This window comes from Lentzea sp. NPDC036955 (assembly GCF_055608005.1).
Genome location: NZ_JBVJRC010000006.1, coordinates 544596 through 570197, shown reverse-complemented (window position 1 = coordinate 570197; position 25602 = coordinate 544596). Strand labels below are relative to the sequence as shown.

Annotated in this window: 16 protein-coding genes; 7 read left to right on the top strand and 9 right to left on the bottom strand. The window is 73.4% G+C overall.

Features of this window, described 5'->3' with window-relative positions; genetic code table 11:
* Positions 1-10 precede the first annotated feature (10 nt).
* The 7 genes from ACZ7CF_RS23225 to ACZ7CF_RS23195 all read left to right on the top strand — a co-directional run bounded on the left by ACZ7CF_RS23225 (position 11) and on the right by ACZ7CF_RS23195 (position 10119).
* Positions 11-1846 carry a HEAT repeat domain-containing protein gene (locus ACZ7CF_RS23225; RefSeq protein WP_470370553.1) on the top strand — a complete coding sequence of 612 codons (1836 nt, stop codon included), beginning with the start codon at positions 11-13 and terminating at the stop codon, positions 1844-1846.
* Between the two features lie 17 nt (positions 1847-1863).
* Complete coding sequence (locus tag ACZ7CF_RS23220; protein ID WP_360388891.1) at positions 1864-2397, top strand: SMI1/KNR4 family protein; 534 nt, start codon at positions 1864-1866, stop codon at positions 2395-2397.
* 149 nt (positions 2398-2546) lie between these two features.
* On the top strand, positions 2547-3038 hold the full coding sequence (locus tag ACZ7CF_RS23215; protein WP_360388893.1) for a hypothetical protein: 492 nt from the start codon (positions 2547-2549) through the stop codon (positions 3036-3038).
* Positions 3038-4420 (top strand): hypothetical protein, encoded by a 1383-nt coding sequence (locus ACZ7CF_RS23210; RefSeq protein WP_360388895.1) that lies wholly within the window; start codon positions 3038-3040, stop codon positions 4418-4420. Before ACZ7CF_RS23215 ends, ACZ7CF_RS23210 begins: the two co-directional genes overlap by 1 nt.
* Positions 4417-5787 carry a VWA domain-containing protein gene (locus ACZ7CF_RS23205; RefSeq protein WP_360388897.1) on the top strand — a complete coding sequence of 457 codons (1371 nt, stop codon included), beginning with the start codon at positions 4417-4419 and terminating at the stop codon, positions 5785-5787. The genes ACZ7CF_RS23210 and ACZ7CF_RS23205 overlap by 4 nt, the downstream gene beginning before the upstream one ends.
* A gap of 16 nt (positions 5788-5803) precedes the next feature.
* Complete coding sequence (locus tag ACZ7CF_RS23200; protein ID WP_458431955.1) at positions 5804-6925, top strand: ATP-binding protein; 1122 nt, start codon at positions 5804-5806, stop codon at positions 6923-6925.
* Positions 6922-10119 carry a DUF5682 family protein gene (locus ACZ7CF_RS23195; protein WP_470370552.1) on the top strand — a complete coding sequence of 1066 codons (3198 nt, stop codon included), beginning with the start codon at positions 6922-6924 and terminating at the stop codon, positions 10117-10119. The genes ACZ7CF_RS23200 and ACZ7CF_RS23195 overlap by 4 nt, the downstream gene beginning before the upstream one ends.
* Positions 10120-10178: 59 nt before the next feature.
* Here ACZ7CF_RS23195 and ACZ7CF_RS23190 read toward each other — a convergent pair whose 3' ends face one another.
* From ACZ7CF_RS23190 to ACZ7CF_RS23150, 9 genes are all read right to left on the bottom strand, one after another.
* Positions 10179-11951, bottom strand: a complete 1773-nt coding sequence (locus ACZ7CF_RS23190) for a CocE/NonD family hydrolase (RefSeq protein ID WP_470370551.1) — start codon at positions 11949-11951, stop codon at positions 10179-10181.
* A gap of 256 nt (positions 11952-12207) precedes the next feature.
* Positions 12208-13773, bottom strand: a complete 1566-nt coding sequence (locus ACZ7CF_RS23185) for a sigma-70 family RNA polymerase sigma factor (RefSeq protein WP_470370550.1) — start codon at positions 13771-13773, stop codon at positions 12208-12210.
* Between the two features lie 108 nt (positions 13774-13881).
* On the bottom strand, positions 13882-17976 hold the full coding sequence (locus ACZ7CF_RS23180) for a CHAT domain-containing protein (protein WP_470370549.1): 4095 nt from the start codon (positions 17974-17976) through the stop codon (positions 13882-13884).
* Positions 17976-20639, bottom strand: coding sequence for a protein kinase domain-containing protein (locus tag ACZ7CF_RS23175; protein WP_470370548.1), 2664 nt, complete (start codon positions 20637-20639; stop codon positions 17976-17978). The genes ACZ7CF_RS23180 and ACZ7CF_RS23175 overlap by 1 nt, the downstream gene beginning before the upstream one ends.
* On the bottom strand, positions 20632-21369 hold the full coding sequence (locus ACZ7CF_RS23170) for a PP2C family protein-serine/threonine phosphatase (RefSeq protein ID WP_470370547.1): 738 nt from the start codon (positions 21367-21369) through the stop codon (positions 20632-20634). The genes ACZ7CF_RS23175 and ACZ7CF_RS23170 overlap by 8 nt, the downstream gene beginning before the upstream one ends.
* Positions 21366-21875, bottom strand: a complete 510-nt coding sequence (locus tag ACZ7CF_RS23165) for an FHA domain-containing protein (RefSeq protein ID WP_470370546.1) — start codon at positions 21873-21875, stop codon at positions 21366-21368. The genes ACZ7CF_RS23170 and ACZ7CF_RS23165 overlap by 4 nt, the downstream gene beginning before the upstream one ends.
* Complete coding sequence (locus ACZ7CF_RS23160; protein WP_360388921.1) at positions 21863-22525, bottom strand: 4Fe-4S single cluster domain-containing protein; 663 nt, start codon at positions 22523-22525, stop codon at positions 21863-21865. The genes ACZ7CF_RS23165 and ACZ7CF_RS23160 overlap by 13 nt, the downstream gene beginning before the upstream one ends.
* On the bottom strand, positions 22519-24402 hold the full coding sequence (locus ACZ7CF_RS23155) for an AAA family ATPase (protein ID WP_470370545.1): 1884 nt from the start codon (positions 24400-24402) through the stop codon (positions 22519-22521). The genes ACZ7CF_RS23160 and ACZ7CF_RS23155 overlap by 7 nt, the downstream gene beginning before the upstream one ends.
* Positions 24392-25582 (bottom strand): hypothetical protein, encoded by a 1191-nt coding sequence (locus ACZ7CF_RS23150; RefSeq protein WP_360388927.1) that lies wholly within the window; start codon positions 25580-25582, stop codon positions 24392-24394. Before ACZ7CF_RS23150 ends, ACZ7CF_RS23155 begins: the two co-directional genes overlap by 11 nt.
* Between the last annotated feature and the right edge of the window lie 20 nt (positions 25583-25602).

The following is a 25602-nucleotide window of genomic DNA, read 5'->3' as shown; positions in this document are numbered from 1 at the left end:
AGTCGCCTGGATGTCCCAGGACCTCGTTCCCGCCGTCGCGTGGGACCGGCTGCACCACCACTACGGCACCGCGGAGGACGTTCCCGCCCTGCTGCGCGCCGCCGCCACCGACGCCCGCGCGTTCGGCGAGCTGGACAACAGGATCTCCCACCAGGGCGGCTGCGTCCTGTCCGCCGCGCCCCCGGTGCTGCCGGCACTTCTGCGCTGTGCCGCCGATCCGGCGGTCGGGCACCGTGCCGCCGTGGTCGACCTCGTCGGCCGGTTGGCGGAGGCCGGGCGGACGGCGGAACCCCGGTACGTCACACCGACCTGGCCGGCGGCGTGGGCGGCGGCCGTCCCGCGGTTGCTCGACCTGGTCACCGACCCCGACCCGGTGGTCCGCCGGCGGGTCGCGTTCCCCCTCGCCCAGGCGCACGAGCACGCCTGCCTGGTGCTGCCCGCGCTGGTGAACGGCTGGCACCGCGACACCGACGAGGCCGCTCGGGTCGGGTTCGTGTGCGCGACAGCGGAGTTGTTGCGCGACATGGCCACCGAGTGGCCGGCGCCGGTCGTCGACTGGCTCTCGGACCTCCGCTCGCACCCCGACGCGGTGCACCGCTTCGCCGGTGCGATGGCCCACCGCAGGTCCGGTCTCGGCGGACGCGACCCACGGCACGTCGATGAGGCCATCGCCTACCTGCCGACGGCCGATCCCTTGCTGTGGCACCACGTTTGGGCCGCGCGCCGACCGATCGCCCGGCTGGTGCGGTGGACCGCCGACGTGCTCGACGACGACCGGGACGGCCGGACCCGTCTGGCCGCGGCACTGCTGCGCCTCGGCCACGAGCAGGCTTTGACCGCGGCCTGGGACGTGCTGAGCCGCTGGCGCTCCCCGGCCGCCACCCTGCTGCCGCTCGTCGCGGAACGGCTGTCCGATCCGGACCCGGCTCGACGCGAGCAGGCAGCCGAGGTGCTCGGCGCCACCGGCCGCGCCGCCGAACCGTGGCATCCAGACCTCGTCGCCGCGGCCCGGGACGAGGTGCCCGCGGTGCGCAAGGCGGCCGTGCTGGCGCTGGCCGGAGCGCCGGAATCCGTTGCCCTGGTGGCAGATCTGCTCGACCACGGCCCGGTGGACCACGACCTCCGCCGGTTGTTGCGCCCGCTGCGGCCCTTCGCCGCGACGCTGCTGCCGCTGCTGCGCCGCCGCCTTGCCGAGGCAGACGACTTCGCGGAACGGCGCGACTACCTCCTCGTGCTCGCACACTGGGGCCCCGACGCCGTGGAGGCGGCACCGGAGGTCACCGCCCAAATCGGCACGGACGTCGAGGAGTGGGCTCTCGACGCGCTGGTCTCGTTCGGGCTGAGCGACATCTGCGAACGGCCCGAACCAGACGCGCCGGTCAGGTCGGCCGTGCGGTACTGGCGCGCGACCGGCGACACCGAGCTCCTCCTCGACCGCCTCCGCGCCGACGACCCCACACTCGTCCGGCACCTCGACGTCCTGGCGGAGCTCGGCCCCGCGGCAGCCGATCTGGCCGCCGTGCTGCGCACCACCCGCACCTCCGGATGGGACGACGCACGCCGGCTGCGCACCCTGTGGCGCATCACCGGCGACCCGGCCGACGCCACCGGCGCGGCCATGGCGGTGTGGCGGGCGCTCACCACCGGCGGACCGTTCGGCCGGTACTTGATCGAGTGCATCGGCCGGCTGGCCGAACTCGGTCCGCTCGCGGAGCCCGCGGTGCCGGTGCTGCGCGAGCTGCTGGAGCAGGACACCCGGCCGGGACGGCCCGACCGGCGGTGCGGCATCCGCGACGACGACCTGCTGTGCGACGCGATCAGGGCCGTGCTGGCCGGTGCGGCCTGAAGAAGTACCGTGCGCGCGTGGAGATCACCGACAGAACGTTCCCGCCCGCCCTCGTCGCCCTGTCGGGAATCGAGTTCCCCTGGAGCCACGACGAGGAGCCGGCGCCGACGAACATCGACTACGAGCCCTACGACGAGTTCGACCCCGCCGACGAGACCACCGACTGGATCCGCGCCTGGACGGGCAACGACGAGCTCGACGGCGCCGCATTCCGGGTGTTCGCGCAGGACGGCACCGGCGGCCTGGTCACCAGCTGGCTCGTGCGACCCGGCCGACCGCTGACCGAGCAACCGGTGGCGTTCTTCGGTTCCGAGGGCGAGGTCGGCGTGGTCGCCACGGACCTGGGCTCGTTCCTGTGGCTGCTGGCCGGCGGCGTCGGACCGCAGGAGGCGGTCGAGTTCGGCACGGACACCGGCGTGCCGCACCCGGAGCTGCGCGCGGTGGCCGAACAGCACTCCGGCACCGCACCGCGCACGCCCGCCGAGGTGCTGGCGGCGGCGCGGGCGGAGTTCCCGGACTTCGCCGAAACCGTCCAGTCCTGGTGCCGCTGAGCCCCTCCCCGACCGCCCACCCAGCGTGGTGATGTGCTCACCACCTGCAAGGTTGTGGTGATCGTCAGAAATTGTCAGTGGTCGTCGCTAACGTCTCCCCTGTCGGGCCGGACCGGTCGGATCGGGCCCCGGGGTGAGGAGATGACGCGTTGTCAGGTTGGGAAAGTTCGAGCACGGCGCGGGTGCTGTGGCCCGCGCGGCCGCGCAAGCTGGCCAAGGTCCCGTTCGTCGAACTGGCGGACGGGCGGCTGCAGGGCGTGGTCTCCAGCGGCTCGGACGTCGAGCGGGTGTACGTGTCGTCGGTCGCGGCCGGCTCGTACGACTTCTCCTGCAGCACCAACAACAATCGGCCGTGTGGTGGGGCGCGGGGCGGGTTCTGCAACCACGTCCTCGGGCTGATCGGCGAGGCCGTGCTGCAGTACGGAGCCGAGCGGGTCGCGCGGTACCTGCGCGTCGAGGGCGAGGACGGCCACCAGATCGCCGCGAACATGCGGGCGGCCGGACCGTCCCAGGGGGACAGTGCCGCGGCGGCCCAGGTGTTCAGCCGGTTCCTGCGTCATCTGGCCTATTTGGAGCTGTCGCCGACGACGGCGCCGTTGCCGGAGATGCAGTGGTTCCCGCCGACCAGGGCGGTGGTGTGATGCGTGCCGACCTGTTGGCGGACGAGGTCGAGGGCCTCGACGAGGCGCTGGCGGCCGTGGCCGGTGCCGACCAGGCGCTGGCGGCGGGGTTGCTGCGCCCGCAGGCCGCCCAGGTGGCCGGGGTGACCGCGCTGGCCGAGGCCGTGGCGGGATCGCCGCTGGCGGAGCGGGTGGCGGAGGCGGCCGAGAAGGTCGCGGCCGGTGCGGCGGGCGAGGACCACTTCGTGTCCCTTGCCGCGGCACGGGTCGCGCTGCTCGGCTCGGTGCACGACGCGGTGGTGCACCGGCTCGACCAGGCGACCGGGCGGGCTCGTGCGGAGGAGTTGGTTCCCGCGGGCACCGCCGAGGTGCCGGTGAACCTGTTGCTGGCGGCGCGGTCCTGGCTGTCCGACCTCGCGCGGGCCGGGTGGCAGGGCATCGACCACGACCTCGTCGCCGGTGCCGCGCCGGTGGTGTCGGCGTTGCTGCCGGTGCCGGAGCTGCGCAGGCTGGCCGCGCTGCTGGACGGGTTCGCGGCGGAGCTGGCGGCGTCCTGCCCCGGCTCGGCGCTGGAGCGGGTTCCCGCGCGGCGCTGGGGAGACCTGTGGTCGCGGGCGATGCTGCTGACGTTGCCCGGCGCGCTGCGGACGGGGACGACGACGGTGAGCGGCCGCCTGCTGCCGCTCGGGGTGGACCTGCAGGAGCACGCCACGGCCGCGCAGGCGCAGGTGCACGCGGTGCTGGAGCCCGCGGACGGCGGAGTGCCGGTGCTGGTGCGGGCCAGCGTGTCCGCGCCGAAGCCGGACACCGTGGTGGGCGCGGGGATCTGGCAGCTGCTGCGGCCGCACCTGAGCCTGCTGACCGCGGTGAGCGAGGGCAGGGCGGTGGAGCTGACCGACATGCCGATGACCGGTGAGGGCGACCTGCTGTGGGTCGAGTCGTGCGCACGGCCGGCCGAGGCCGCAGACCCGTTCACGACCGCGCGGGTGGTCCTGCCGACCGCGGCCGCGCTGCCGACGGCGGCGCTGGACCGGCACCCGGCCCGCATCGCCGCGCCGGTGTTCCTGGAGGGGTACGGCGTGGAGCCCGACCCGTTGGCGTTCGTCGTGTCCGGGCAGCAGGTCGCGGTGGACGCCGACCGCATCCCGGCGGCCGGGCCGCTGACGCCGGAGGCGGTGGCCGCCTCCGCTGAGTGCATCGGCCTGGTGCGCTGGGACGACGGGGCGTTCCGCGTGCAGCCGCTGGCCGTGCTCACGGTGGCGCGCAAGAAGTCCGTGGCGCTGCACGCGGGTGCGTGGGCCGGTGGCGCGGGCACCGACAAGGCCGGGGTCAAGGCGGAGAAGGCCGCCACGGACGCCGTGGCCGTGTTGCGCGAGCGCGCTGGAAGGCTGCTGCGCAAATGACCGACGAGACCACGTCGGCGAACGACGAGAACCGCAGGCAGGTCCTGTACTGGCGGTTGCTGTCGCGCCTGTTCGACCACGAGGAGCAGTCCTCGCTGGAGGCCGCGAGCCTCGCCGTGCTGCAGGACGTCGGCCTGCCGCCCGCACTGCTGGACCCGCACACCGGTGTCGACAACGTGGTGCAGCGCCACCCCGGCCTGGAGGCGGAGTTCGACGGGCTGATGGCCCGCTCCCCCGACGAGGAAAGGGACTCCGCGGCCGAGGTGCGCCGCGCGGCCCTGGTGTCGAAGGTGCTGCTGAACGTCTTCGGCACCGGCTCCGGCACGGTCACGGCCGGGCAGCTGGCCCGCTGGCAGTCCGACGCCGGCTGGCTGGAACGCGCTCTGGGCTGCCGGCCTGGTGAGCTGCGCGGTGGCCGCAGCGGCCACGGCACCAGCGGCGGCGCGCCGACACCGGACCTGAGCACGCTGCTGCCCGGCATCGGGCCCGAGCTGGGTGCGCTCGAAGCGGACCTGGTGAAGCGCATGCACCTGCGCGAGGTGCTCGCCGACCCGGCGCTGGCCGCCCAGCTGACGCCGAGCATGTCGCTGATCGAGCAGCTGCTGCGGGACAAGAACAACCTGTCCGGGGTCGCGCTGGCCAACGCCAAGTCGCTGATCCGCCGGTACGTCGACGAGGTCGCCGAGGTGCTGCGCACCGAGGTCGAGAAGGCCTCGGTCGGCAGGATCGACCGGTCGGTGCCGCCCAAGCGGGTGTTCCGCAACCTCGACCTCGACCGCACCATCTGGAAGAACCTGACGAACTGGAGCCCGGAGGAGGAACGGCTCTACGTCGACCGCCTCTACTACCGGCAGACGGCGCGCAAGACCACGCCGCAGCGGTTGATCGCGGTGGTCGACCAGTCCGGTTCGATGGTCGACTCCATGGTCAACTGCGCGATCCTGGCGTCGATCTTCGCCGGGCTGCCCAAGGTGGACGTGCACCTCATCGCGTACGACACCCAGGCGCTGGACCTCACGCCGTGGGTGGGTGACCCGTTCGAGACGCTGCTGCGCACGAACCTGGGCGGCGGCAACGACGGCATGGTCGCCATGGCGCTGGCGCAGGCGAAGATCGCCGAGCCGGCGAACACCGTGGTGGTCTGGATCTCCGACTTCTACGAGACCCGCATCGAGCAGCTCTTCGACAACATGGCGGCCATCCACCGCTCCGGCGCGAAGTTCATCCCGGTCGGCTCCGTCACGAGCTCCGGGCGCGGCAGCGTGAACCCGTGGTTCCGCGAACGCTTCAAGGACCTCGGCACCCCGGTGATCTCGGGCCACGTCCGCAAGCTCGTCCACGAACTCAAGACCTTCCTGACCTTCTGAAAGGCACCACATCACCATGTCCGACCTGTTGCGCGCTCCCGCCGAGATCAAGTACGCCGAGGAGCTCGACTGGCTCGAGTCGATCGACGCGAACCCCAAGCCGTTCGCGTGGCGGTTGTCGCCCAAGATGATCCGGCTGTTCGTGCTCGGTGCCGAGCGGTCCGACGGCCTCGACCGCGAGGTGGCCCAGAAGTGGTTCGGCGACCGCAGCATCGTGGAGCGGGCCATCGTCACGCTCGCCTCCGACCGCGGTCTGCTGCTGATCGGCGACCCCGGCACCGGCAAGAGCTGGCTGGCCGAGCTGCTGGCCGCCGCGATCTCGCGCAACTCCACCCAGGTCGTGCAGGGCACGGCGGGCACGACCGAGGACCACATCAAGTACTCGTGGAACGTGTCGATGGTGATCGCGAAGGGGCAGTCGCGGCAGTCGATGATCCCGTCGCCGATCATGACGGCGATGGAGACCGGCACGATCGGCCGGTTCGAGGAGCTCACCCGCTCGACCAGCGACGTGCAGGACGCCCTCATCTCGATCCTGTCGGAGAAGTACATCTCGGTGCCGGAGCTCGACAGCGCCGGCGGCGAGAACATCGTGTTCGCCAAGCCCGGCTTCTCGATCATCGCCACCGCGAACAGCCGCGACCGGGGCGTCAACGACCTGTCGTCGGCGTTGAAGCGCCGGTTCAACTTCGTGCGCATCCCGGTGGTGACGAACAAGAAGAGCGAGACCGAGATCGTCCGCTTCCGCACCGAGGAGCTGCTGCGCCGCCACCAGATCGAGCTGGACGTGCCGCCCACGCTGCTCGACGTGCTGCTGCGCAGCTTCGCCGACCTGCGCGCCGCCTCCGCCTCGGCCGCCAGCGAGGACGAGAAGCTCGAGTCCGCCCTGTCCACCGCCGAGCAGATCGGTGTGCTGGAGGACGCGATCCTGCACAGCAACTTCTTCGGCGAGCGCGCGCTCACCGCGCACACGCTGGGGGCGTCGCTGGTCGGCTCGCTCTCCCGGCGGGCACCGGAGGACCTGGCGATCATGAACAAGTACCTGCACGGTGTCGTCGAGCCGCGCAGCAAGGACGAGGGCGGGCACTGGCCCGAGTTCCTGACCGGCGGCCGCGACACGATCGCCACGCTCTCGTGAGCGGCGCCCCCACGCCCGCGCCGGACACTCCGCCCGCGGGCCTTGCAACGGACAGCGCGCCCACTGGTTCCGCCACGGCCAGCGCTCTCCCCCGCCCCGCACCGGCGAGCGGCAGCCCGGACCACGCGCCCGTCAGCGCTACCGCGGAGCGCACGCTCACCAGCCCCACCGCGGATAACGCGCGGGCCACCGCCGGAGCGGCCCGCACGTCCGCCAGCCCCGCCGGGGACAACGCGCCAGCGACCGTCAGGGCGGCCCGCACGTCCTCCAGCCCCACCCCGGCCAACGCCCCGGCCACCGCCGGAGCGGCCCACACGTCCGCCAGCCCCACCGCACACAACGCGCCAGCGACCGTCAGGGCGGAGCGCACGCTCACCAGCCCAACTGCAGACAACGCCCCGACCACCGCCAGAGCGGCCCACACGTCCACCAGCCCCTCCACGACCAGCGCGCCCGCAAAGGGCACCACCGCCGGGGTCTTCGAGGCGCTGCGCACGCAGCTGCACGAGGCGGCGACGGAGTTCGCCGACGGGCCCGGCGCGCTGGAGGGCATCCTGCGCGGCATGGTCGACGACGTCGACCGCGCCGTGCGGGAGCCGCTGGAGATCTTCCCGGTGTGCCACCACTCCCCCGCCTCGGCCGTGGCGATGGCGCGGCGGCTGCGGGAGAAGCAGCCGAAGGTCGTGTACCTGGAGCTGTGCGAGGACATGGCGCCGTTGCTGACGGAGCTGCGCAACTGCCGCCTGCCCGTCGCGGTGCAGGCGTTCGCGAGCGAGGTCGAGGGCTTCCCGGCGGAGTGGGCACCGCTGTCGGTGGTCGCGCCGATCACCGAGGCGTCCGCGGAGTACCAGGCGATCTCGTACGCGCTCGACACCCCCGGCGTCGAGCTGGTGCTGGTCGACCGGTCGTCCGACCACGTGTTCCAGTGGCAGGCACCGGAAGCGGGGCCGGCTGACGAGGAGGCGCTGCACGGCGACGCCGTGGGCGTGGAGATCGGCGACCTGCGCCCGCGGTTCGCCGAGCTGGAGGAGCACCTGCTGCACCACGGCAAGGTGCGGCACTGGTCGGAGTGGTGGCACCAGTACGTCGAGCAGCCGCTGGGCGGCAGCGACCACGACACCTACCGCCAGGTGATGTTCCTGATCGGCAGCCTCTTCCGGCGACTCGCACCCGGCGACCCGCACCGGGTCACCGTGGACGAGGACCGCGAGCGCTACATGTGGACCCGGATGCGCGAGCACCTGGCCGCCAGCGGCGCGGACCCGGCGGACTGCCTGTACGTCTGCGGTGCCTTCCACGCGGCGAGCCACGTCGCGGAGTTCGGCGTCGAGGGCTCCGGCGACTTCGAGATCAGCCCGCGCAGCGCGAGCAGGTGGCAGTACGGCCTGATCCCGTCCAGCCACGCCGCGATCGAGGCGCAGTTCGGCCTCGCGTCGGGCTCGGTGTCGATCGCGGCCACCGAGTGGGCGAAGAACCTCAAGCGCACCAAGGTGAAGCCGTTCGCGCTGGAGGGTCAGGCCGGCGCGAAGAAGCCGAGGAAACCGCTGCCGGAGCCGGTGGCCGAGCTGGCGGCGGCCGACCAGCTCTCCGGCTTCCTGCAGCGCCCGCCGGTCCTCGACCGGCTGGACGAGGCCGAGCTGCTGGGCTGGTCGGTGGAGGTGGTCCGCGCGGCCCGCCGCAACGGCTACCTGTCCTCCACCGCCGACGCGATCGCCGTGTTCGAGACGTCGATCCTGCTGGCCGGGATGCGCGACCGGGCCCGGCCCACGCCGTACGACTTCCAGGACGCGGCGGTCACGTGCATCGAGAAGGACGTCGTGCCCGGCCGCCGCGACGTGCGCCGCATCGTCGAGATCATGATGGGCGGCGACCGGATCGGCCAGGTCGGCTACGACGCGCTGCCGCCGCTGGCCCGCGACGTGCACGACCGGCTCGCGCCGCTCGACCTCAAGCTGGGTCAGCGCGGCGTGCAGCGGGCCCTGCTCGACATCGCCGGCCGGCCGGAGCTCGAAGCGTGCTCCGATCTGCTGTGGATGCTGCGTTACCTGATGCCGCACGGCGCCGCCCGCCCGATCATGGGCGAGCGCAGCCTCGGTGAACGCCCGATCCAGGAGTCCTGGGACCTCGCCCTCGGCACCCACCAGCGCTCGCTGATCGAGCTCGGCTACGAGGGCGTGAGCGTCGAACAGGTGGTGGAGCAACGCCTGCGCCGCGCCGCCCACGACCCGCAGGCCACGACGGCCCGCGTCCTCGAAGCCGTCGAGGACGCCATCCGCTACCTGCACAGCCCGCGCCTGGCCGCCGAGCTGGGCACCCGCGCCCTGGAGGTCCTGGCCGGCGAGCGCACGGTCGACAGCGCCCCCGAGGTCCTGCGCCGCGCCCGCCGCCTGCTCGCCTACTACCGCACCAACGACCCGGCCCTGCCGCCGTGGATCGAGTCGTTCGTCCGCACCGGCTACGCCCACTACTGCACGCTGCTGCCGACCGCGTTCACCGAGGAGGACGCCACCGTCGACCAGGTCGCCGCCACCCTGGGCTTCCTGTTCAGCATGGAGTCGCTGGCGCTGTCGCTGGGCTGCGACCGCACCCAGCTGGAGCTGGCCGTCGCCCAGTCCCACCCGGAGGAACCCGCCAAGGTCGCACTGCTGTGGGCCGCCCAGGTCCAGCTGGGCCGCCTGACCCGCGCCGACCTCCGCACCCGGTGCCACGACCTGCTCACCAACCCGCTGACCCTGCCGAGCTACCCCCGCTACCTCAGCGGCTTCGTCCACGCCCTGGAACCGGCCCCGTCGCTGGTGGACTTCGTGGTGGAAACCATCTCCACCGCCTTCGCCCACCTCCCCGACCACCTGCTCCTGCCGTGGCTGCCCAGCCTCATCACCACCCTGCGCACCAAGGGCGCGCAGCACGTCCCGACCCTGATCCGCGAGGCCGCCCGCCTCTTCCCGGCCCGCCTCCCGGCCCTCGACGCCTGGACCCCGCCCTGGCTCGCCGAGCCGCCCTCCACCGCACCCCGGCGCACGTCCGCACCCCAGGGCGTGGCGCTGCTGGCCGCCCACCCGGCGACCTGCGACGCGGTGGCGGACCTGCTGGGCTGCACGGGCTCCTGGCAGGCGGCCGCCCCGTCCGGCGTGGCCCTGCTGGCCAAGCACCCGGACACGGCGTTGGCACTGGAGGCGCTGTTGGTGCCCTGAAACGAGCGTTGCCCGTCCCCACCGCTCAGGGCGGCCGGGACGGGCAACGGTTCAGCCGGTCAGGTGCTGATCGTGCCGCCCACCACGGGCAGCACGACCTTGCTGACACCGAGCGACACGGCGATCGAGATGCCGCTCGACCCGGTGTCCGTGCCGATGTAGCCGCTGTGGTTGGTCACGAGCACGATCCCGATCCGGTGCCCGGCCGGGATGACCGCGTCGCGGGCGTGCAGCTTCCACGTCACGTCGACGGCGGTGCCGGTCGGCAACGGGGTCGCGGTCTCCAGCGAGTTGCGGTTCTTCGTGTCGATGGCGCCCTTGGTGAGCATGGTCGCGGACACCATCTGGGTCGACACGGCCGGCGGCTGGGCGCAGCCGGTGCGGTTGCGCAGGTCGTCGCGGGAGCACTTCTCGGTCGACAGCTGCAGCGGGGTGCGTTCGGTGAGGACGGCCTGGGTGGCCGGGCCGTAGTCGACGAGCAGTGCCGTGAGCGGGGTGGAGGTGCGGTTGGCCGCGATGCGGGCGGTCACCTGGACCTCGCCGGAGAGCCGGGCCTCGCGGGTCAGGGGTGCGGTGACGTAGGCGAGGCGGCGGGTGTCGGCGACCTCGGGGTTGGCCATCATGGCGGACTCGCTGAGGTTGGTGTTGTCCGCGAGGCGCTGGGTCTGGCCGGTGCCGGTCGGCGACGCGGTCAGCGAGCCGGTGAAGCCGCCGGCCGCGGGGCCGAGGTGGAGGGTGGTGGTCGCCGTGCCGGGCTGAGGCCAGGACGCGTGCTGCTCCCAGGAGCCGTCGGGGCGCTGGATGTCGGCCATCGGCTCGCTCATGATGCCGTTGTCGATCCCCTTGAGCCAGTGGTCCATCCACAGGCCCATGACCCGCTGCCACTCGGCCTGGCGGAACGAGATCGGGTCGAGGTGGCCGCCGCGGTGCAGCCACAGCTTGCGGGGCACGCCCTGTGCGGCGAGCGCGTCCCACCAGCGGCCGAACTGGGAGGGCTTGACGTTCCAGTCTGCCTGGCCGTGCACGACGAACACGGACGCGCTCACGTTGCCGGCCGAGGGCCGGTAGTCGCGGGTGCGCCAGAACGAGGTGTAGTCGTAGGACTCGTCGCCGTCGTTGCGGGCCATGGCGTCGAGCACCGCGCGGCACTTCGACTTCTGCGCGGAGCTGATCACGTAGTTGGCGAGCACGGTCGGGTAGTCGCTGGTGTAACCGCGGTAGCCGATGCCCTGGTCACGCGCGTACTCGTACCAGCTGGAGATCGCGGCGATGGGCACGACCGTCTTGACTCCGGGGATGTTCGCGGCCGCGGCGGCGTTGGGCAGCGTGCCGTTGTAGGAGACGCCGAGCATGCCGACGTTGCCGGTGCTCCACGACGCGACGGCGGCACGGCCGTCGGCGTACCGCGCGGTGGCGCGGCCGTTCAGCCAGTCGACGACGGCGCGCACGCTGGCGGTGTCCTCCGGCCCGCCGGTGGTCGGGCAGCCGGTCGAGCGCGAGGTGCCTTGCATCTCCACCTCGACCACGGCGTAACCGCGCGGCACGAAGTACTCGTCGTACCACCGCCCGAAACCGCGCGGCACGCCGGCCGCGGCGGTCGCGCCGAGCCCGTAGTAGGGGCTGGCCTCCATGACCACCGGGACCTTGCCCGCCTGGCCGGGGCGCTTGACGTCGGCGGCGATGCGGTCGCGCACACCGTCGCCATCACTGTCCACTAACGACTCGACGTAGACGGTCTCGGTGATGTCGGCCGCGACAGGGGCGGCGGCAACGCTCACGGGTACGCCGGCCGACAGCAGTGCTGCCAGCACGGCGGGGACAAGGGTTCGCATGGGTTCCTCCGGTGCGAGCCCGGCCGAGCAGGGGTGACCGGGCACACCGGAATCTCACCGATGCGGGAACGTGCGGCGGTACCGTCGAAGGATCTTGACGGTTGCCGGAACTCGGCCCACCGGCCCAGCCCAGAACCGCGGGTCTTCGGGCGCCGACGGCTTCGCCACCGCCTCCACGGGGCTACCGGCGTGCACCCCGGTCGTGCCTGGCGGCGAGGCGGTGGCCCGGCGAACGTGAGCCCGGCGGCCCGGGACCTCAGCCGGCGAAGTCCTGGGTCATCCACACCGTCCCCTTGGCGTCGCGGGTGACCACGATGCCGACGCGGGTGAACGAGCGGCTCAGGATGTTCTTGCGGTGGCCGTCGTTCGGCGGCTTCTCGTCGATCATGCCCTGGTTGAGCTTGATGGCCATGGCCGCGATCGGGTCGGCGGCGTTCGCGACCGGGCCGCCCATGCCGACGTTCTCGCCGACCGAGCTCCACCGCGCGCCCGCCGCGGTGATGCGGTCGCCCAGGTCGGCCTCGCCGGAGCAGCGGTGTGAGAGCCCGCAGCCCGCGATCATCGCCTGGTTGTGCCGTTCGCCTGCCGTGACCAGCGCGGGGTCCATGGTCAACGGCGGCAGGCCCTCCTCCGCCCGTGCGGCGTTGAGGTGGGCGAGCACGCGTTCGGCCGGGGTTGCGGGAGGCGGGGGTGGTGGAGGTGGGGCGGCGGACGTCGTGGTCGGGGCGGCGGAGCTGGTCGGCATGGCGGAGCCGCTGGGAGCCGCAGAGGTGCTGGGAGCCGCTGAAGTGCCGAGAGGGACCTCGGACGTCGTCACCGCAGGCGTCAGCGCGGCCGGGGCCTGTGCCGCCGGTGGCGCGGGTGGGTTGCCGGGTGTGAAGACCCAGGCGCCCGTGACGCCGGCCGCGGCGCAGACCACCACGGCGGCCGCGACGGTGAGGGCGGGTTTGGCCGAGAGGAAACCACCGATCCGTTGCAGCACGGTCATCTCCAGCAGGTGCGCCGCGGGCTCGACGGCCGGTCGGCTGAGGTTGTCCAGCAGCAGCGGCAGATAGCCCGCCGGAACCACCAGCAGGGCCGCGCCCGTCAGGATCCGCTCGACCGGCATGGCGTCGGCAACTCCGCGCCGGCACCGGCCGCACTCGTCGACGTGCCGCAGCAACCTCTTGCGCCACAACGGGTTCGGCTGCCCGTTCCACTCCTCGGCCGCCCGCGCGAGGCCCGCGCAGCGCGGGTCGTGCTGCACCGCCCGCACCAGCAGCCGGATCGTCTCCAGCCGGCCCTTCAACCGGCTCACCCGCACCGTCACGGCGTGCGCGTTGAGGTCCAGCGCGTCGGCGACCTCGGCGCGGCTGAGCTGCCCCGACCGCTCCAGCGCCCACACCGCCAGCAGCTCGCGGTCGGCCGGGTCCAGCCACCGCGCCGCCTCGTCGACCTCCCGCCGCTGCTCCAGCAGGTGCAGCCGGGACAACGCCACCTCGACGAACTCCGCCTCCGGGTCCGCCCGGTCGTACTCCTCCAGCGGCGCGGGTGCCGTCTCCCGGCGCCGGTAGTGCTCGCGGAGCTGGTTGACCGTCACCGCCACCAGCCACGACCGCAGCCGCTCCGGCTCACGCAGGCCGCCGATGCCGCGGATGACCCGCACCATCGTCTCCTGCACCACGTCGTCGACGTCGGCGTCCGAGGACAGCGCGCGACCAGCGATGTTGTAGACCAGCGGCAGGTAGGCCTCGACCACCGCGTCCAGCGCCGCGCGGTCTCCCTCCCGCGCAGCCACCACCAGTTCCGGGGACACCTGCCCCAGCCACTCCCGCACCGTCACGACCAACACCCTCACTTCGCCGACGTCACCCGTTCGGAAACGGAGACCGGCGCATCTCACCCCAAGTCACACAAAGCACGAAACAAAGTGACCCATGTCATAACTGGTTCACCAGCCGTGGTGAGCGAACGCGGCCCACTTGACCGGGTCGGCGAGCGCGCGGTCACGGGCCCGCCCGCGCAGCAGGGTGTCGACCCCCTCCGGTGCCTCCCGGTCCTCGTCCAACGCCCAGAGCTGGGCCGACCTGAGCGCGTCCCGCGGGCGGGCACCCGATCGGAGGAAGTCGTAGAACACGCACATGAGCAGCGCGGACTCGATGTCGTCGACCTTCCACCTCGTACCGACCACGCCGGCCGCGCCGATCGCCACGTACGCGGCTGCCAGGGTCAGCGCCTCGTCGTGCAGGCCCGCGGTCAGGTCGCTCTCGCACGCCGCCAGCACCACCAGTCCGCCCGCGCGGTCGTCGTCACGGCCGGCCGCGTGCCGCAGCACGCGTTCGACCGACAGCTCGGCGCGGGCGAGCACGAGCGCGGACCGGGCGGGAGTCGTCCCTGCGCGGGCGTGGCAGCCCAGGTGCAGCAACGACACGCCGCCGTCCCAGGCCTTGAGCACCTCGTCGGGTGTGCCCGGACCGCTCACCGGCACGCCCGGTCCCGGCTGGCCGTAGAACCGGCCTCCGGGGTGCAGCCGGTGCAGGAACTGGGCCTCGTACTGGCCCGCGACCAGCGTGCCGTCCGGGTTGCTCACGACCACCGGGTCCGCGTCGAACGGCAGGCGCCGCCGTGCCGCCAGGTCGCACAGCTGCCGCGCCGAGGTGGCGTAGGTGAAGCCGGCCTCCCGGACCGCGGTCCGGCCTGATCCCGCTGCCGCGTGCCACGGGACGACGCCGAGCACGCCCGTCGGCACGAGCACGATCCAGGGCTGGTGCCGGCCGATCTCCCGCAGCAGCGGCTCGACGACCGCACGCCAGGCCCACGCGCACAACGACGGCAGTGCCGCCCGCCGCGCCTGGTCGTCCATCGCGAGATAACGTCCCACCTCGCCGTCCTCGTCGGCGCGCAGCAGCGGCAGCAGCACCTCCCGCACGATGCCCTCCGACGTCGTCACCAGGGCACGACCGTCGTGCTTGTCCAGTCCCGGCACGAGGTGCACGAGCACGTCGGCCTCCAGCGCCCGCAACGCCTTCGCGACATCGGCCACCGGTGGCGGCCGGAGCAGCTCCAGCTCGCCGCCCAGCGCCGCCACCGCCCGCCTGCGCAGGTCGCTGGGCTGCAGCTCCATCGACGCGATCGGCACCGGCGGCTGCGGCTTGGCGAGGTCCGCGGCGAGGTCGTCGTGCCCGAGCGCGCGCAGCCGGGGGCCGATGCCGGAGAACGCCGTCGTGCTGTGCAGCACCAGACCGCGACCCCACTCGACCGCTTCGACGGCCCGCTCCCAGTCGCCGGAGTCCGCACAGCGCAACGCGACCCGTCGGGCACGGGCGGCGGCGTCCGCGGCGCGTTCCACGGCGTGCCCGCTGTCGCTCTGCAGCAGGACGTCGCTCGCCCGCCGCCGCAGGGAGTCGAACCCGATCGCGATGGCGTCGTCCCCGTAGCCCAGCAGGGCGAGCTTCCAGCAGCTGTCCGCGAAACCGTCGAGCACCCCGGTGACGTCCCTGCCACCGATCGGGGCGAGCTCCACGTGCGCGTAACGGCGCAGCGCCTCGTCGAGGTCCGCGCTGGTCCTCGTCGTCAGGTGGCGGCCGTGCCAGAACATCGCCAGGCCGAACACGGCGGCGGCGCGGTGGACGTCGAGGACGTCCGCGTCGTCCCTGAGCGCCTCGAGCTCGGCGATGGCGGCGTCGAACAGGGCCCAGTCGCGGCGCAGCAGTGCCACCCCCATGCGCCCGTGCGCGGAGGTCAGGGCGAGCGGGGCGAACATGGCCGAGCTGCGGTCGATCCCCTCCACCGCGTCGACGAGCAACTGCAGGGCCTCGTCCAGCACGGCCTGGTCGATCTTCCCCGCGCCGAGGTTGAGCAGTCGCTGGGCGAGCACGGCTCTCTCCCCCGCCAGCGCCACCGCGTCCACGTGCTCGTCAGCTCGGGCGAGCCGGTCGAGCTGCGCCCGGATGGCGGCGAGGTCGTCGGTCCCGTCGGTTCCGCCGGTCAGGACGTTCATCCGGTCTCGCATGTCGTCGATCTCGGACACGCCGGCGCCCCTCGCGACGCGTGCGGCGCGCAGCGCCTCCAGGTGGCTCAGCCCGGCCTGCCGGTCGCGCAGGTCCCCGGTCTGCTGGAACCGGGTCAGCAGCACGGCGGCGAACGCCTGCCAGGCCAGGTCGTGCTCCTCGGTGCCCGGTTCGACCAGGTTCATGGCCTGCCGGCAGTGCCCGGCGGCGGACTCGTACAGGTCCACCCGCTCCTGCGTGCTCTGCAGGATCTCGGCCTGGGACAGCATCACCAGGAACCTGGCCCTGATGTCCGGGTCCTGGTCCTCGTCCGCCACGGCCGCGGTCAGGGCGGCGACGGCGTGACGGCTCGGTGTCGCCTCACAGCCGACCAGGTGGGCGTGCGACAGCGTCGTGCCGTACAGCCCGAGCGCGGTCGACCGCAGCGGGTGCGGCTCCCCCGCGACCGCGAAGAACTCGTCCAGGAGCCCGACCACGGCCTCCACCCGCCGCTGGTCGTTGGAGTCCAGGGCCAGGTTGCACGCCGCCACCGCCTGCTGGAACAGCAGCACCACCGCCACGTCGTCCGTGCGGTCCAGCTCCCGGCGCACGGCGTCCAGCGCGGTCAACGCCGTCAACTGCTCGCTCGACCCCTGTGCCAGCAGCCTCCGCAGCAACGCGATCGCGCACCGCTGGTCCACACCGCCCGTCCCGTGCTCGACGAGCCACGTCAGCAGCGTCGTCGCCGCGTCCTGGCCGAACCCGTCGGACATCCCGATGTCGGCGATGTCGCCCAGCACCGCACCGGGATTCACACGGACCACCTCGACCACCGCGAGGAGCCCGATGACCAGGTGCTTCGTCCAGCCGGAGACGGTGGGTTCGCCGGCAGCGGCCCTGAGCACGCGCTCGGCCTCCACCAGGTCGTCCCGCCCGCGCAGAGCCCTGGTCGCGAGGGCGAGCGCCCGGTACGGCAGCAGCAGCACGGGGTCCGGCGCGTCCTCACCGGCGGCGGCCAGCTGCTCGACGGCGCGGAGCATGCCGTCGACGTCGTCGTGCAGGTAGTAGGCCTCCAGCAGCTCGGAGGCCAGCTGTGCGTTCCCCGGTGCGGCGGCGACGGCCCCGGTCAGGTAGCCGATCAGCGCCGGCAGCTCGTCGCGCGCCTTCCTGGCCCGGTCGAGCAGGAGGTCCCCGCGCAGCGCCGCGACCTCCGCCGGGTCCTGCTCCAGCCGCGGGTCGCCTTCGATCCTGGTCAGCCAGCGCAGGGCGCCGTTGCGTTCCCGCAGGTCACCGGAGGCAGCGAACCGGGAGATCATCATCTCCGCGAGCTCGAACGCCGCGTTCGGGTCGTTGGGCGCCACCTGCTCGTAGAGCGGGATCGCCTCTTCCTCCTCGGCGGCGGCGTCCAGCACGTAGGGCGTGCCGCCCATGACCGACCGGAACGACCGCAGGCGGGCCAGTTCCAGCATCGTCTCGACGCGCAGGCCGTCGTCCATGCCGGGCAGGTCGAGGCTGTTGTCGAGGTAGCGCTGGGCCTCGTCGAGCAGTTCCGGCGGCGGTTCCTCGGCATCGGCGCGGGCCCGGCGGAACTGCTCCCGCAGGGACATCCCCATGACCGCCTCGGCCAGGGCGCGGTCCTCCTCGTCGAGCTCCATGGCGACCAGCAGGCGGAGCTCGTGGACGGAGGCTTCGAGCAGCTCCCGGTCACCGACGTCGGTCGAGGCGTACCGCAGCTGGATGAGGTCGACCAGCTCGATGCGGAAGCCGGGTGTGGCGTCGAGCCGGTCGACGACGATCCGCATCGCCTCGATCGCCTCGTCCAGCCGCGACGGGTCGGCGAGCGCCCTGCCCTGGCAGCGGAACCACGCTGCGCTCAGGTACTGCGCCCACACCCAGTCGAACGACGACCGGTCCGCGACCGCGAGCACCCAGTCGAGGTAGTAGCGGATGTCCTCGACCACGGCCACGTCGACCGGCGCCGCGTCGTCCAGGCCGGCCTCGAACTGGGCCAGCAGGACCTCGGCCGCCTCCAGGCGGTCGCGGAACTCACCCTCCATCAGGCGTCAACGAGACGGCGCATCGTGCGCAGGCACACCACGGCGAGCGGCACGTGCACGAGCAGGGCGGCCCAGAACGCGGCGGCGCCCCAGAGACCGGCTGCCCAGAGCAGCGGGTCCTGCAGGAACGGCAGCCACAGCGCCTTCGTCTGCGGCACGACCTGGGCGAAGCCGCCCGCCACGAGGACCGCGAGCATCCCGATCGTGACGACGCCGAAGGTGTTCGCCCGCCACATCGCCGCGATGGCCGCGACGACGCCGAGGAGCAGGAGGTAGCCGCTCAGCAGCGCGGCCGCCCGCAGGCCGAACTCCGGTGCCGTGACGAACAGGTCCTCGGAGTGGACCGTCAGCCGCAGCACCGTCGCGGCCCAGTACACGAGTCCCAGTGCGGCCCAGGCCAGGCCGAACACGGCGACGCGGCGCAGCGGGGTGGGCGGCAGTGCGCGCCGGGTGCTCCTCTGCGCGGTCTGCGGCAGCCAGGACCGCGCCCACAGGCACAGGCCGAGGCTGGCCAGTGCCGTGACGACGAGTCCGACGACCAGGCCGTCGGCCCACTTGCCCGCCAGCGAGAACACCAGGTCGGCGACGAGGTCCGGTGACGTCACCGCGGTGAAGAGCGGCAGGTCGGACGCGAAGAACGCCAGCACGACGGCGAGCAGCACGCCGCCGGCCACGGCGCCCTTGGTGCGCACCAGGAGCACCAGCTCGGTCGCGAGCAGGGCGAACGGGGGCAGCAGGCCCAGCTGCGCTGCGGCCGCCAGGGTGACCGCCGCACGCGCGCCGTCCGGTCCGCCCTCGAACGCCACCGCACCGTTCTGCAGCACCACCACGACCCACGCGACTCCGGTCATGGCGAGGGTCAACAGCACGATCGTGCCGGCGGTCGTGCCCACGGCCCGCAACGACACCGGTGCGCGCTTCGGCCGGCGTTCGCGGACCACCCGTTCCTGCAACACCCCCTGCGCCAGCAGGAGAACGCGGCCTTCGCGGGTGTCGACGTTCGCGAGCTGCTTGGCCAGCGGACGCCACCACGGCACGTCGGCGAGCCGCAGCCGGACCGGGGGTTGCAGGGCGCGCGCCGCCTGCCGCCGGTTGAGCACCAGCAGCAACGCCATGCCGTGCAGCCGTTGCCGTTCGCCCGCGGTCAACCCGCCGGAGCCGGTCGAGTGCACGAGCTGTTCGGCGTTCTGCACCAGCACCGGCAGCTCGGCCGCCGCTTGGTCGAGCACCCCGCACCGCGGCCCGCAGCCGCCGTGGCCGCAGCGGTAGCCGGCGGCGGTGCCGAGCAGGTCGCCCTGCACGACCTCGCCCGCGAACTCGAAGCCGTCCGGCTGGGCGAGCGCGGCGACGAGCCCGTCGGTGTCGACCGGGCGGCCGCGGTACCGGGGTGTCACGTCGGGCGCGAAGGCCTGGCCGAACGCGAGGACGGCGCTGTGCAGTCGTGCCGAGCTGCCGTGCAGGCCGGTCAGCCGCATCGTGTCGAACCGGTTGTGCAGCTTCTCCTTGCGGATCCACGTGCTCAGCGCGTCCGCGCCGGTGCCGGTCAGCCAGCGTTCGGCGGCGTGCGGGTCGTCGAGCATCGCCACGGCCAGCTCGGCGGGGTCGGTGAACGACCGGCCGTTGACGAACGTGATCGGCGAGTGCTCCGGCTGCGCCGCCTGCGCGGGAGCGTGCGCCGCCACGGGCGGGCTGCCGCCGCCGAGCCAGCTCTCGACCTGCGGCCACCCCCACCGGTCGCGCGGGTCCTTCGTGAGCAGGCCGCTGACCAGCAGCCGCCAGCGCTCGTCGGTGATCTCGGTCAGGTCCAGCTCGTCGAGCGTGCGCATCCGCCGGATCGCCTGGTCGGACAGCATCTCGCCGGTGCGCCGCTGGAACCGGCCGTGGCCGGTGACGAGCAGGTAGGCGATCTCACCGAGGCTCCACCACGGCCACGGCCAGCCCTTCTCCTCCCAGTGCTGCTCCGGCGGGGTGTAGGCGACGGCGGCCATGATCGTGCCGCCGATCTGCTTGCTCGCGGTGAGCCCGGTGACACCGCCGAAGTCCGCGATGACGAACTCGCCGTTGGCCCGGTACATCAGGTTGTCCGGCTTGAAGTCGATGGGGTTGCGGCCGACCACCTGCTGCCAGAAGTTCAACCCGCCTGCCAGCTCCCGCAGCACCTCCTCCGCCTTGCGCACGGAGGCCGGCCTGCGGGCGACGACCTGGTCGAGCGTGGCCTCCAGCAGCTCCATCGCCACCCAGCCGACCCGGCCGTGCGGGCCGATGAACGAGTCGTAGCCGAACAACCGCGGCACGTGCCGGTGGAAGCGCTCGTCGTCGAGGTGCCGCAACAGGTCCACGTCGATCGGGTGCCCCGCCCAGTGCACCTTGACCGCGACCTCGTCGCCCTCGGCCGTGCGGCGGCAGCACCACACGACGCCCTCGGTGCCGGTGCCCAGCACCCGCAGCGGCTCGAAGCGGTTCCGCAGCTGGTCGGGGAACACCGGCCCGCCGTCGTCCGCCGCCGGTGGTGGCGCCTCGCCCTGCTGCACGGTGGGGTTCGACCCCTGCTGCCTGGTCGGCACGGACTCGCGGCGGGCGCCCTGCTGCACCGTCGGCGCCGACTTGCGCGTGGCGCCCTGCTGCACCGTCGGGGTGTTCGGCCGTCGCACGGGTTCAGTCATCGTTCTCTCCCTCGCGCCACACGTCCACGACGCACAACGACACGTTGTCGGGCGCACCGGCCGCTATCGCCGCGGCGAGCAGGGCCTCGGCGGCGTCGTGCGCCGAGTCCAGCACCACGGCGTCCTTCAGCACGTCCTCGTCCACATAGGAGTGCAGGCCGTCGGTGCACAGCAGGAACCGTTGCCGCGCAGCCGGTTCGACCACCCGCACGTGCGGATCGACACGGCGGCCCTGCACCCCGCCGAGCACCTGGGTCAGCGCGCCCGCGGCGTCCTCGTCGACGTCGTCGACGGTCAGCGGCATGACCAGCCCTGGTTCGGCGTAGTAGGCGCGGCTGTCGCCCACGTGGCACAGGTAGCTCCGGTCGGGGCGCACGAGCAGCGCGGTCGCGGTCGTCGCGGTCCCCTCCAGCTCCGGGTTCCGCCGTCCGAGCTCCAGCAGCTCCTCGTGGGCGTCCACGAACGCATGGGCGAGCGACTCGCCGTCCGTCGGCTCGGGCAGCGCAGTCGTCAGCCGGGTGACGACGTGCCGGCTCGCGACCTCACCCGCCCGGTGCCCGCCGAGCCCGTCGGCCACCACGACCAGTGCGGCCGCGGGGTCCTTGCACGCCAGCACGACCGGTGCGGGCATCTCCACCGGCGCCAGCCAGCCGAGGACGCCCACCCTGTCCTCGTTGTGCTCGCGGACCAGCCCCCTGCACGTCACCGCCGCGACGTGGACCCGCGTCACAGCGGCAACCCGAACTCGTCGAACCCGGCCGCCTCCACCCGCAGCTCGACGTCCTGGCCCAGCCGCAGCACCTGGCCCGCCCGCAGGCGTTGCGGCGTCACCACCATCCGGCCGTCCACGTAGGTGTGGTTCGTCGAGTCGTCGTCCCGGACGTACAGGTGGCCGTTCAGCGGGTACAGCGTGGCGTGCTGCCGCGAGACCTGGGTCAGCTCGGCCATGCCCGGCAGGTCCGACAGCGGGCCGCACTCCCGGCCCAGCCGCATGCCCAGCGCGGGGATGGGCACGACCCGGTCGAGGAAGCGCAGGTGCAGCTGTTCCTGCGGGAGGGGCATCTCCACCGTCACCGACGGGCGCCCCGCCTCCGGCCGGTCGGCGGGCGCGTCCGCGAACGCCGTGGCGCGCACCGCTTCCAGCTCGGCCGCGGGGTGGACGGCGCAGAAACCGGGCGACGTGGTCCGCGGGCAGCCGTCCGGGTCGTCGGGGCACTGGTAGGTCACGGTCGCCATGCGGCCTCCTCGAAGACGATCCCCTGGTCGCGCAGGTTCCGCTCGACCTTGGGCAACGTGCCGGCCGGCGGTACCCCGACGACCCACAGCACCCCGTCGTCCACCCGCACCTGCACCGGTGCCCGCACGGGTGCGAGGTCGACGAAGTGCCGGTAGCGCTGCTCGCCGAGCGGGGTGAGCGGGACCAGCCGCTGGTTGGCCGAGCCACGCCAGATCAACCTGGTCGGCTCGCCAGCCGAGTACCGCCCGGTGACCACCGCGTCGACCCGGTGCAGGACGTCGGCCTGCTGCCCGTTCAGCTCGTCGAGCTCGTAGCCGGTGTAGAGCAGGACGTCGCGGTCCGCGACGGAGGCGGCGTCGAGGAACTCCGCCAGCACCGCGGCCTGCTGCAGGGGCTCCCCGCCGCTGATCGTCAGCCCTTCCGCACCCGCGCGCACCGCCCCGTGCCACGTGCGCAGCAGGTCGTCGACGGTGACCTCGGTGCCGCCGGCGGCGTCCCAGGTGTCCCGCGACATGCAGCCCCGGCAGGCCAGCGTGCAGCCCTGCAACCAGATCCCGAGCCGCCGGCCCGGTCCCAGCGCGGTGATCGGGTAGAGGACCCTGCTGGTCCTCAGCACCCCGTCCGTCCTCGGCCCGCGGTCGCTCAGCACCGGGTCACCTCGGCCCGCCAGCCGTCCGGTTCGGCGACGACCTGGTCGACCCGCCACGTCTCGCCCTGGCGCGGCGGGTCGCGCAGCAGCATCTCGGACAACGGGTTGATCAGCGCCGACTCCACGGCGTTGTTCACGCCGCGACCGCCGTGGTCGAGGTTCTCGACGGCCCGGTCGTACAACGTCCGGCGTGCGGCCTGCGCGACCTCCAGCCGGACCCGGTGCACCACGTCCATCCGGCGGGCCACCGACCGCAGCGCCTTGTCCAGCAGCTCCGGCACGACCTCCGGCTGGATGAAGTCCATGGCGATGAACGCGTCACCGAGCCGGTTGCGCAGCTCCGGCCGGCCGATCCGGTGGTCGAAGAAGTGCTCGAACGACTGCTGCAGCACCTTGCGCACCTCGGCGACGTCGGTGCGGTAGCTGAGCCGCGGTGCGGTGCCGGCGGGGGCGTCCGGGTCGACGACGCCGAGGTTCGAGGTGAAGATCAGCACGCACTCGGTGAAGTAGACGGTCGAGCCGCGGCCGTCGGTGAGCCGGCCGTCCTCCAGCACCTGCAGGAAGAAGTCGAACACCAGCCGGTGTGCCTTGTCGATCTCGTCGAACAGCAGCACGCTCATCGGGTTGGACCGCACCGCGTTGGTCAGCTCACCGCCGGCGTCGAAGCCGATGTAGCCCGGTGGCGCGCCGATGAGCCGTTCCCGCGCGTGCTCCTGGGCGAACTCGCTCATGTCGAACCGGATCGGCTCCGCGTCCCGCCCGAAGATCATCCGGGCGATGCCCTTGGCCAGCTCGGTCTTGCCCACGCCCGTCGGCCCTGCCAGGAACAGCACGCCCCGCGGGCGGTTCGGGGAGCTCGACGACTGCGCGCCGGTCAGCCCCGCGGCCGACCGCATGAAGATCTCGACCGCCTTGCGGACGGCGTGGTCCTGCCCGAACACCCCGATCGACGCCGGACCCGCCGACGCGATCGTGTCCCGCAGGGACGCGACCGCCCACGGGTTGTCGCGCACGCCGACGCGGTACAGCCGGGCCGCCTCGTCGAGGCGGTTCACCGGGATGGCGCGGTCGACCGCCACGCTGCCGACGGCGAGCACCTCGCCGTTGCTCATCCCGTGCGTGACCGAGACGAGGTTCTGCGCCGCGGCCTCGCGGGCGTTGTCGTCGACGGCGGTGTCGGGGCGTTTGCTGGTGACCACCCGCACGGCGTGGCGGGCGGCGGCGAGCCGCTGGTCGGCGGACGCGGGCGGCACGGTGATCACCTTGACCGTGCGCGGGGACATCGCGAACTCGACCGGCAGCTGCTCCTGCTTCTCCACCACCCAGAACACCGTGTTGAACGGCATCACCGGCGCCGTTCCGGGCACCGGGCGGGCCTCGTGGCCGAGCACCTCCGCCGTCGCCATCAGCAGCTTGCCCTCACCGGTGAGCTCCGAGCGCGGCGAGCCCAGCCGTGCCGCGAACGGGATCAGCAGGCCGATGGGGGCGCCGCGCGACATCACGATCTCCCGCAGCGCCCGGCGGGCCCTGCGCAGCACCAGGTCGTCGGGCGCGCTGCCGTCGTCGCGCTCCGGCCTCGACAACGCGTCGTCGGCGACGAACTCCCGCAACGCCTGCGGTATCGCCGAGCCGTCCTCGCTCAACGGCCACACCTCGAGGCGGTCGCGGGCGATGTCGAGCACCGCCAGCGCCCCGAACCCGCGGGCCCGGCACGCGCGTTCGACCACCTGCGGCAGTCCCAGCGGCACCAGCACGTCGCTCCCCGCGCCCGCGGGCAGGAAGTAGCGGTCGCGGACGTTGCCCACGAACAGCAGCTGCGGGTGGGTGACGAGGGAAAGGTCGAGCTCGCGGACCCACGCAGGCTCCTCAGCGCTCACGCTGCCTCACCCCCGGCACCTCGGTCGCCCGGCGGCGGACGGCGGGTCTGGTCTTGCGCCGCGACGGCGGCAACGGGGCCGGTGCCGCCGGCACCGGACGGCCCGGCTCAAGCCGCAGGAACGGTGCCGGGTCGAGCTCGACGCCGCGCTCGCGCAGCGCGGAGTCGAGCTGGGGCAACGTCTCGTCGCAGTAGTGCGACTGCACGGCCTTCGCGTGCTCGCCCTCCGCGTCCTGGTCTGCGGCGCGGACCACGGCGGTGAGCAGGGCGGTCCCGTCGCCCGGCAGGCGCACCAGCAGCCCGTACCCCCGCTGTGCGCCGTCGAAGGCGACCACGGCCTGCGTCTCCTCGACCAGCAGCGACTCGAACTCCTCCCCCACGACGCAGTCGAGCTCGCTCAGCGCCTCCGCCGCCGCGGCGGCGACCCGCCTGCGGTGCCGGGCGAGGTCGGCGCGTTCGACGGCGCGGTGCACGGCGTCCTCGGCCTCGTCCGGATCGGCCGCACCGGCCACGAGCGCCAGCAGCGCCGGCTGCTCCTCCTCCAGCACGTCGGCGAGCAGCTGGCGCAGCCTGGCGCGCTGTTCCTCCTGCGCCACCAGCCGCTTGCGGCGCTCGATCGACTCGCGGACGAGCACGGCGACCTCCAGCGAGTACGTCCTGGCCCGCTGCAGCGACGTCACCGCCTTCATCTCCTCGTACACGGCCTGCGCCGCCGCGAGGCCGTCCGCGTCGCAGCGGTGGCCGTTGCCCGCCAGCAGCGTCTCGGCGTCGGCCAGCGCGGCGGCCACCGCGTCGCCCTCCCGCCGGGCCGGCGTGTGCTGGGCCGGTACCCGGCGGGCAGCCAGCTCCTGGGCGGCCGACGCGGTGGTCGCGGCGGTCCCGCCGGTGGCCTTGCCGATGGTCGCGCGCCACCGCTGCGACCACCCCGCGTCGACCGCCTCGGTCGCGTCGGCCACCGCGGCGGAGGCCCGCGCCCGCAGCTCTTCGAGCTCGGTGAGGTCGGTGACGCCGTCCGCCCGGTGCTCGCCGGCGACGGCCGGGACCTTCACCCCGACCGCACGGGCGTGTGCGCGCATTTCCGCCAGCCGCGCCAGCGTGCCCGCGATGTCGGCGCGCAATTGGCGCCGGCGTTGGGCCTCCAAGTCAGCGGGCGAGAGGTAGTACCCGACGGAGGAGCTCATCAGACCTCACGGCTGTCTAC

Excerpts from the sequence above, each read along its gene's own strand:
- ACZ7CF_RS23225 (WP_470370553.1), top strand. The coding sequence starts at position 11 with ATGTCCCAGGACCTCGTTCCCGCCGTCGCGTGGGACCGGCTGCACCAC.
- ACZ7CF_RS23210 (WP_360388895.1), top strand. The coding sequence starts at position 3,038 with ATGCGTGCCGACCTGTTGGCGGACGAGGTCGAGGGCCTCGACGAGGCG.
- ACZ7CF_RS23205 (WP_360388897.1), top strand. The coding sequence starts at position 4,417 with ATGACCGACGAGACCACGTCGGCGAACGACGAGAACCGCAGGCAGGTC.
- ACZ7CF_RS23200 (WP_458431955.1), top strand. The coding sequence starts at position 5,804 with ATGTCCGACCTGTTGCGCGCTCCCGCCGAGATCAAGTACGCCGAGGAG.
- ACZ7CF_RS23190 (WP_470370551.1), bottom strand. The coding sequence starts at position 11,951 with ATGCGAACCCTTGTCCCCGCCGTGCTGGCAGCACTGCTGTCGGCCGGC.
- ACZ7CF_RS23180 (WP_470370549.1), bottom strand. The coding sequence starts at position 17,976 with ATGGAGGGTGAGTTCCGCGACCGCCTGGAGGCGGCCGAGGTCCTGCTG.
- ACZ7CF_RS23175 (WP_470370548.1), bottom strand. The coding sequence starts at position 20,639 with ATGACTGAACCCGTGCGACGGCCGAACACCCCGACGGTGCAGCAGGGC.
- ACZ7CF_RS23165 (WP_470370546.1), bottom strand. The coding sequence starts at position 21,875 with ATGGCGACCGTGACCTACCAGTGCCCCGACGACCCGGACGGCTGCCCG.
- ACZ7CF_RS23150 (WP_360388927.1), bottom strand. The coding sequence starts at position 25,582 with ATGAGCTCCTCCGTCGGGTACTACCTCTCGCCCGCTGACTTGGAGGCC.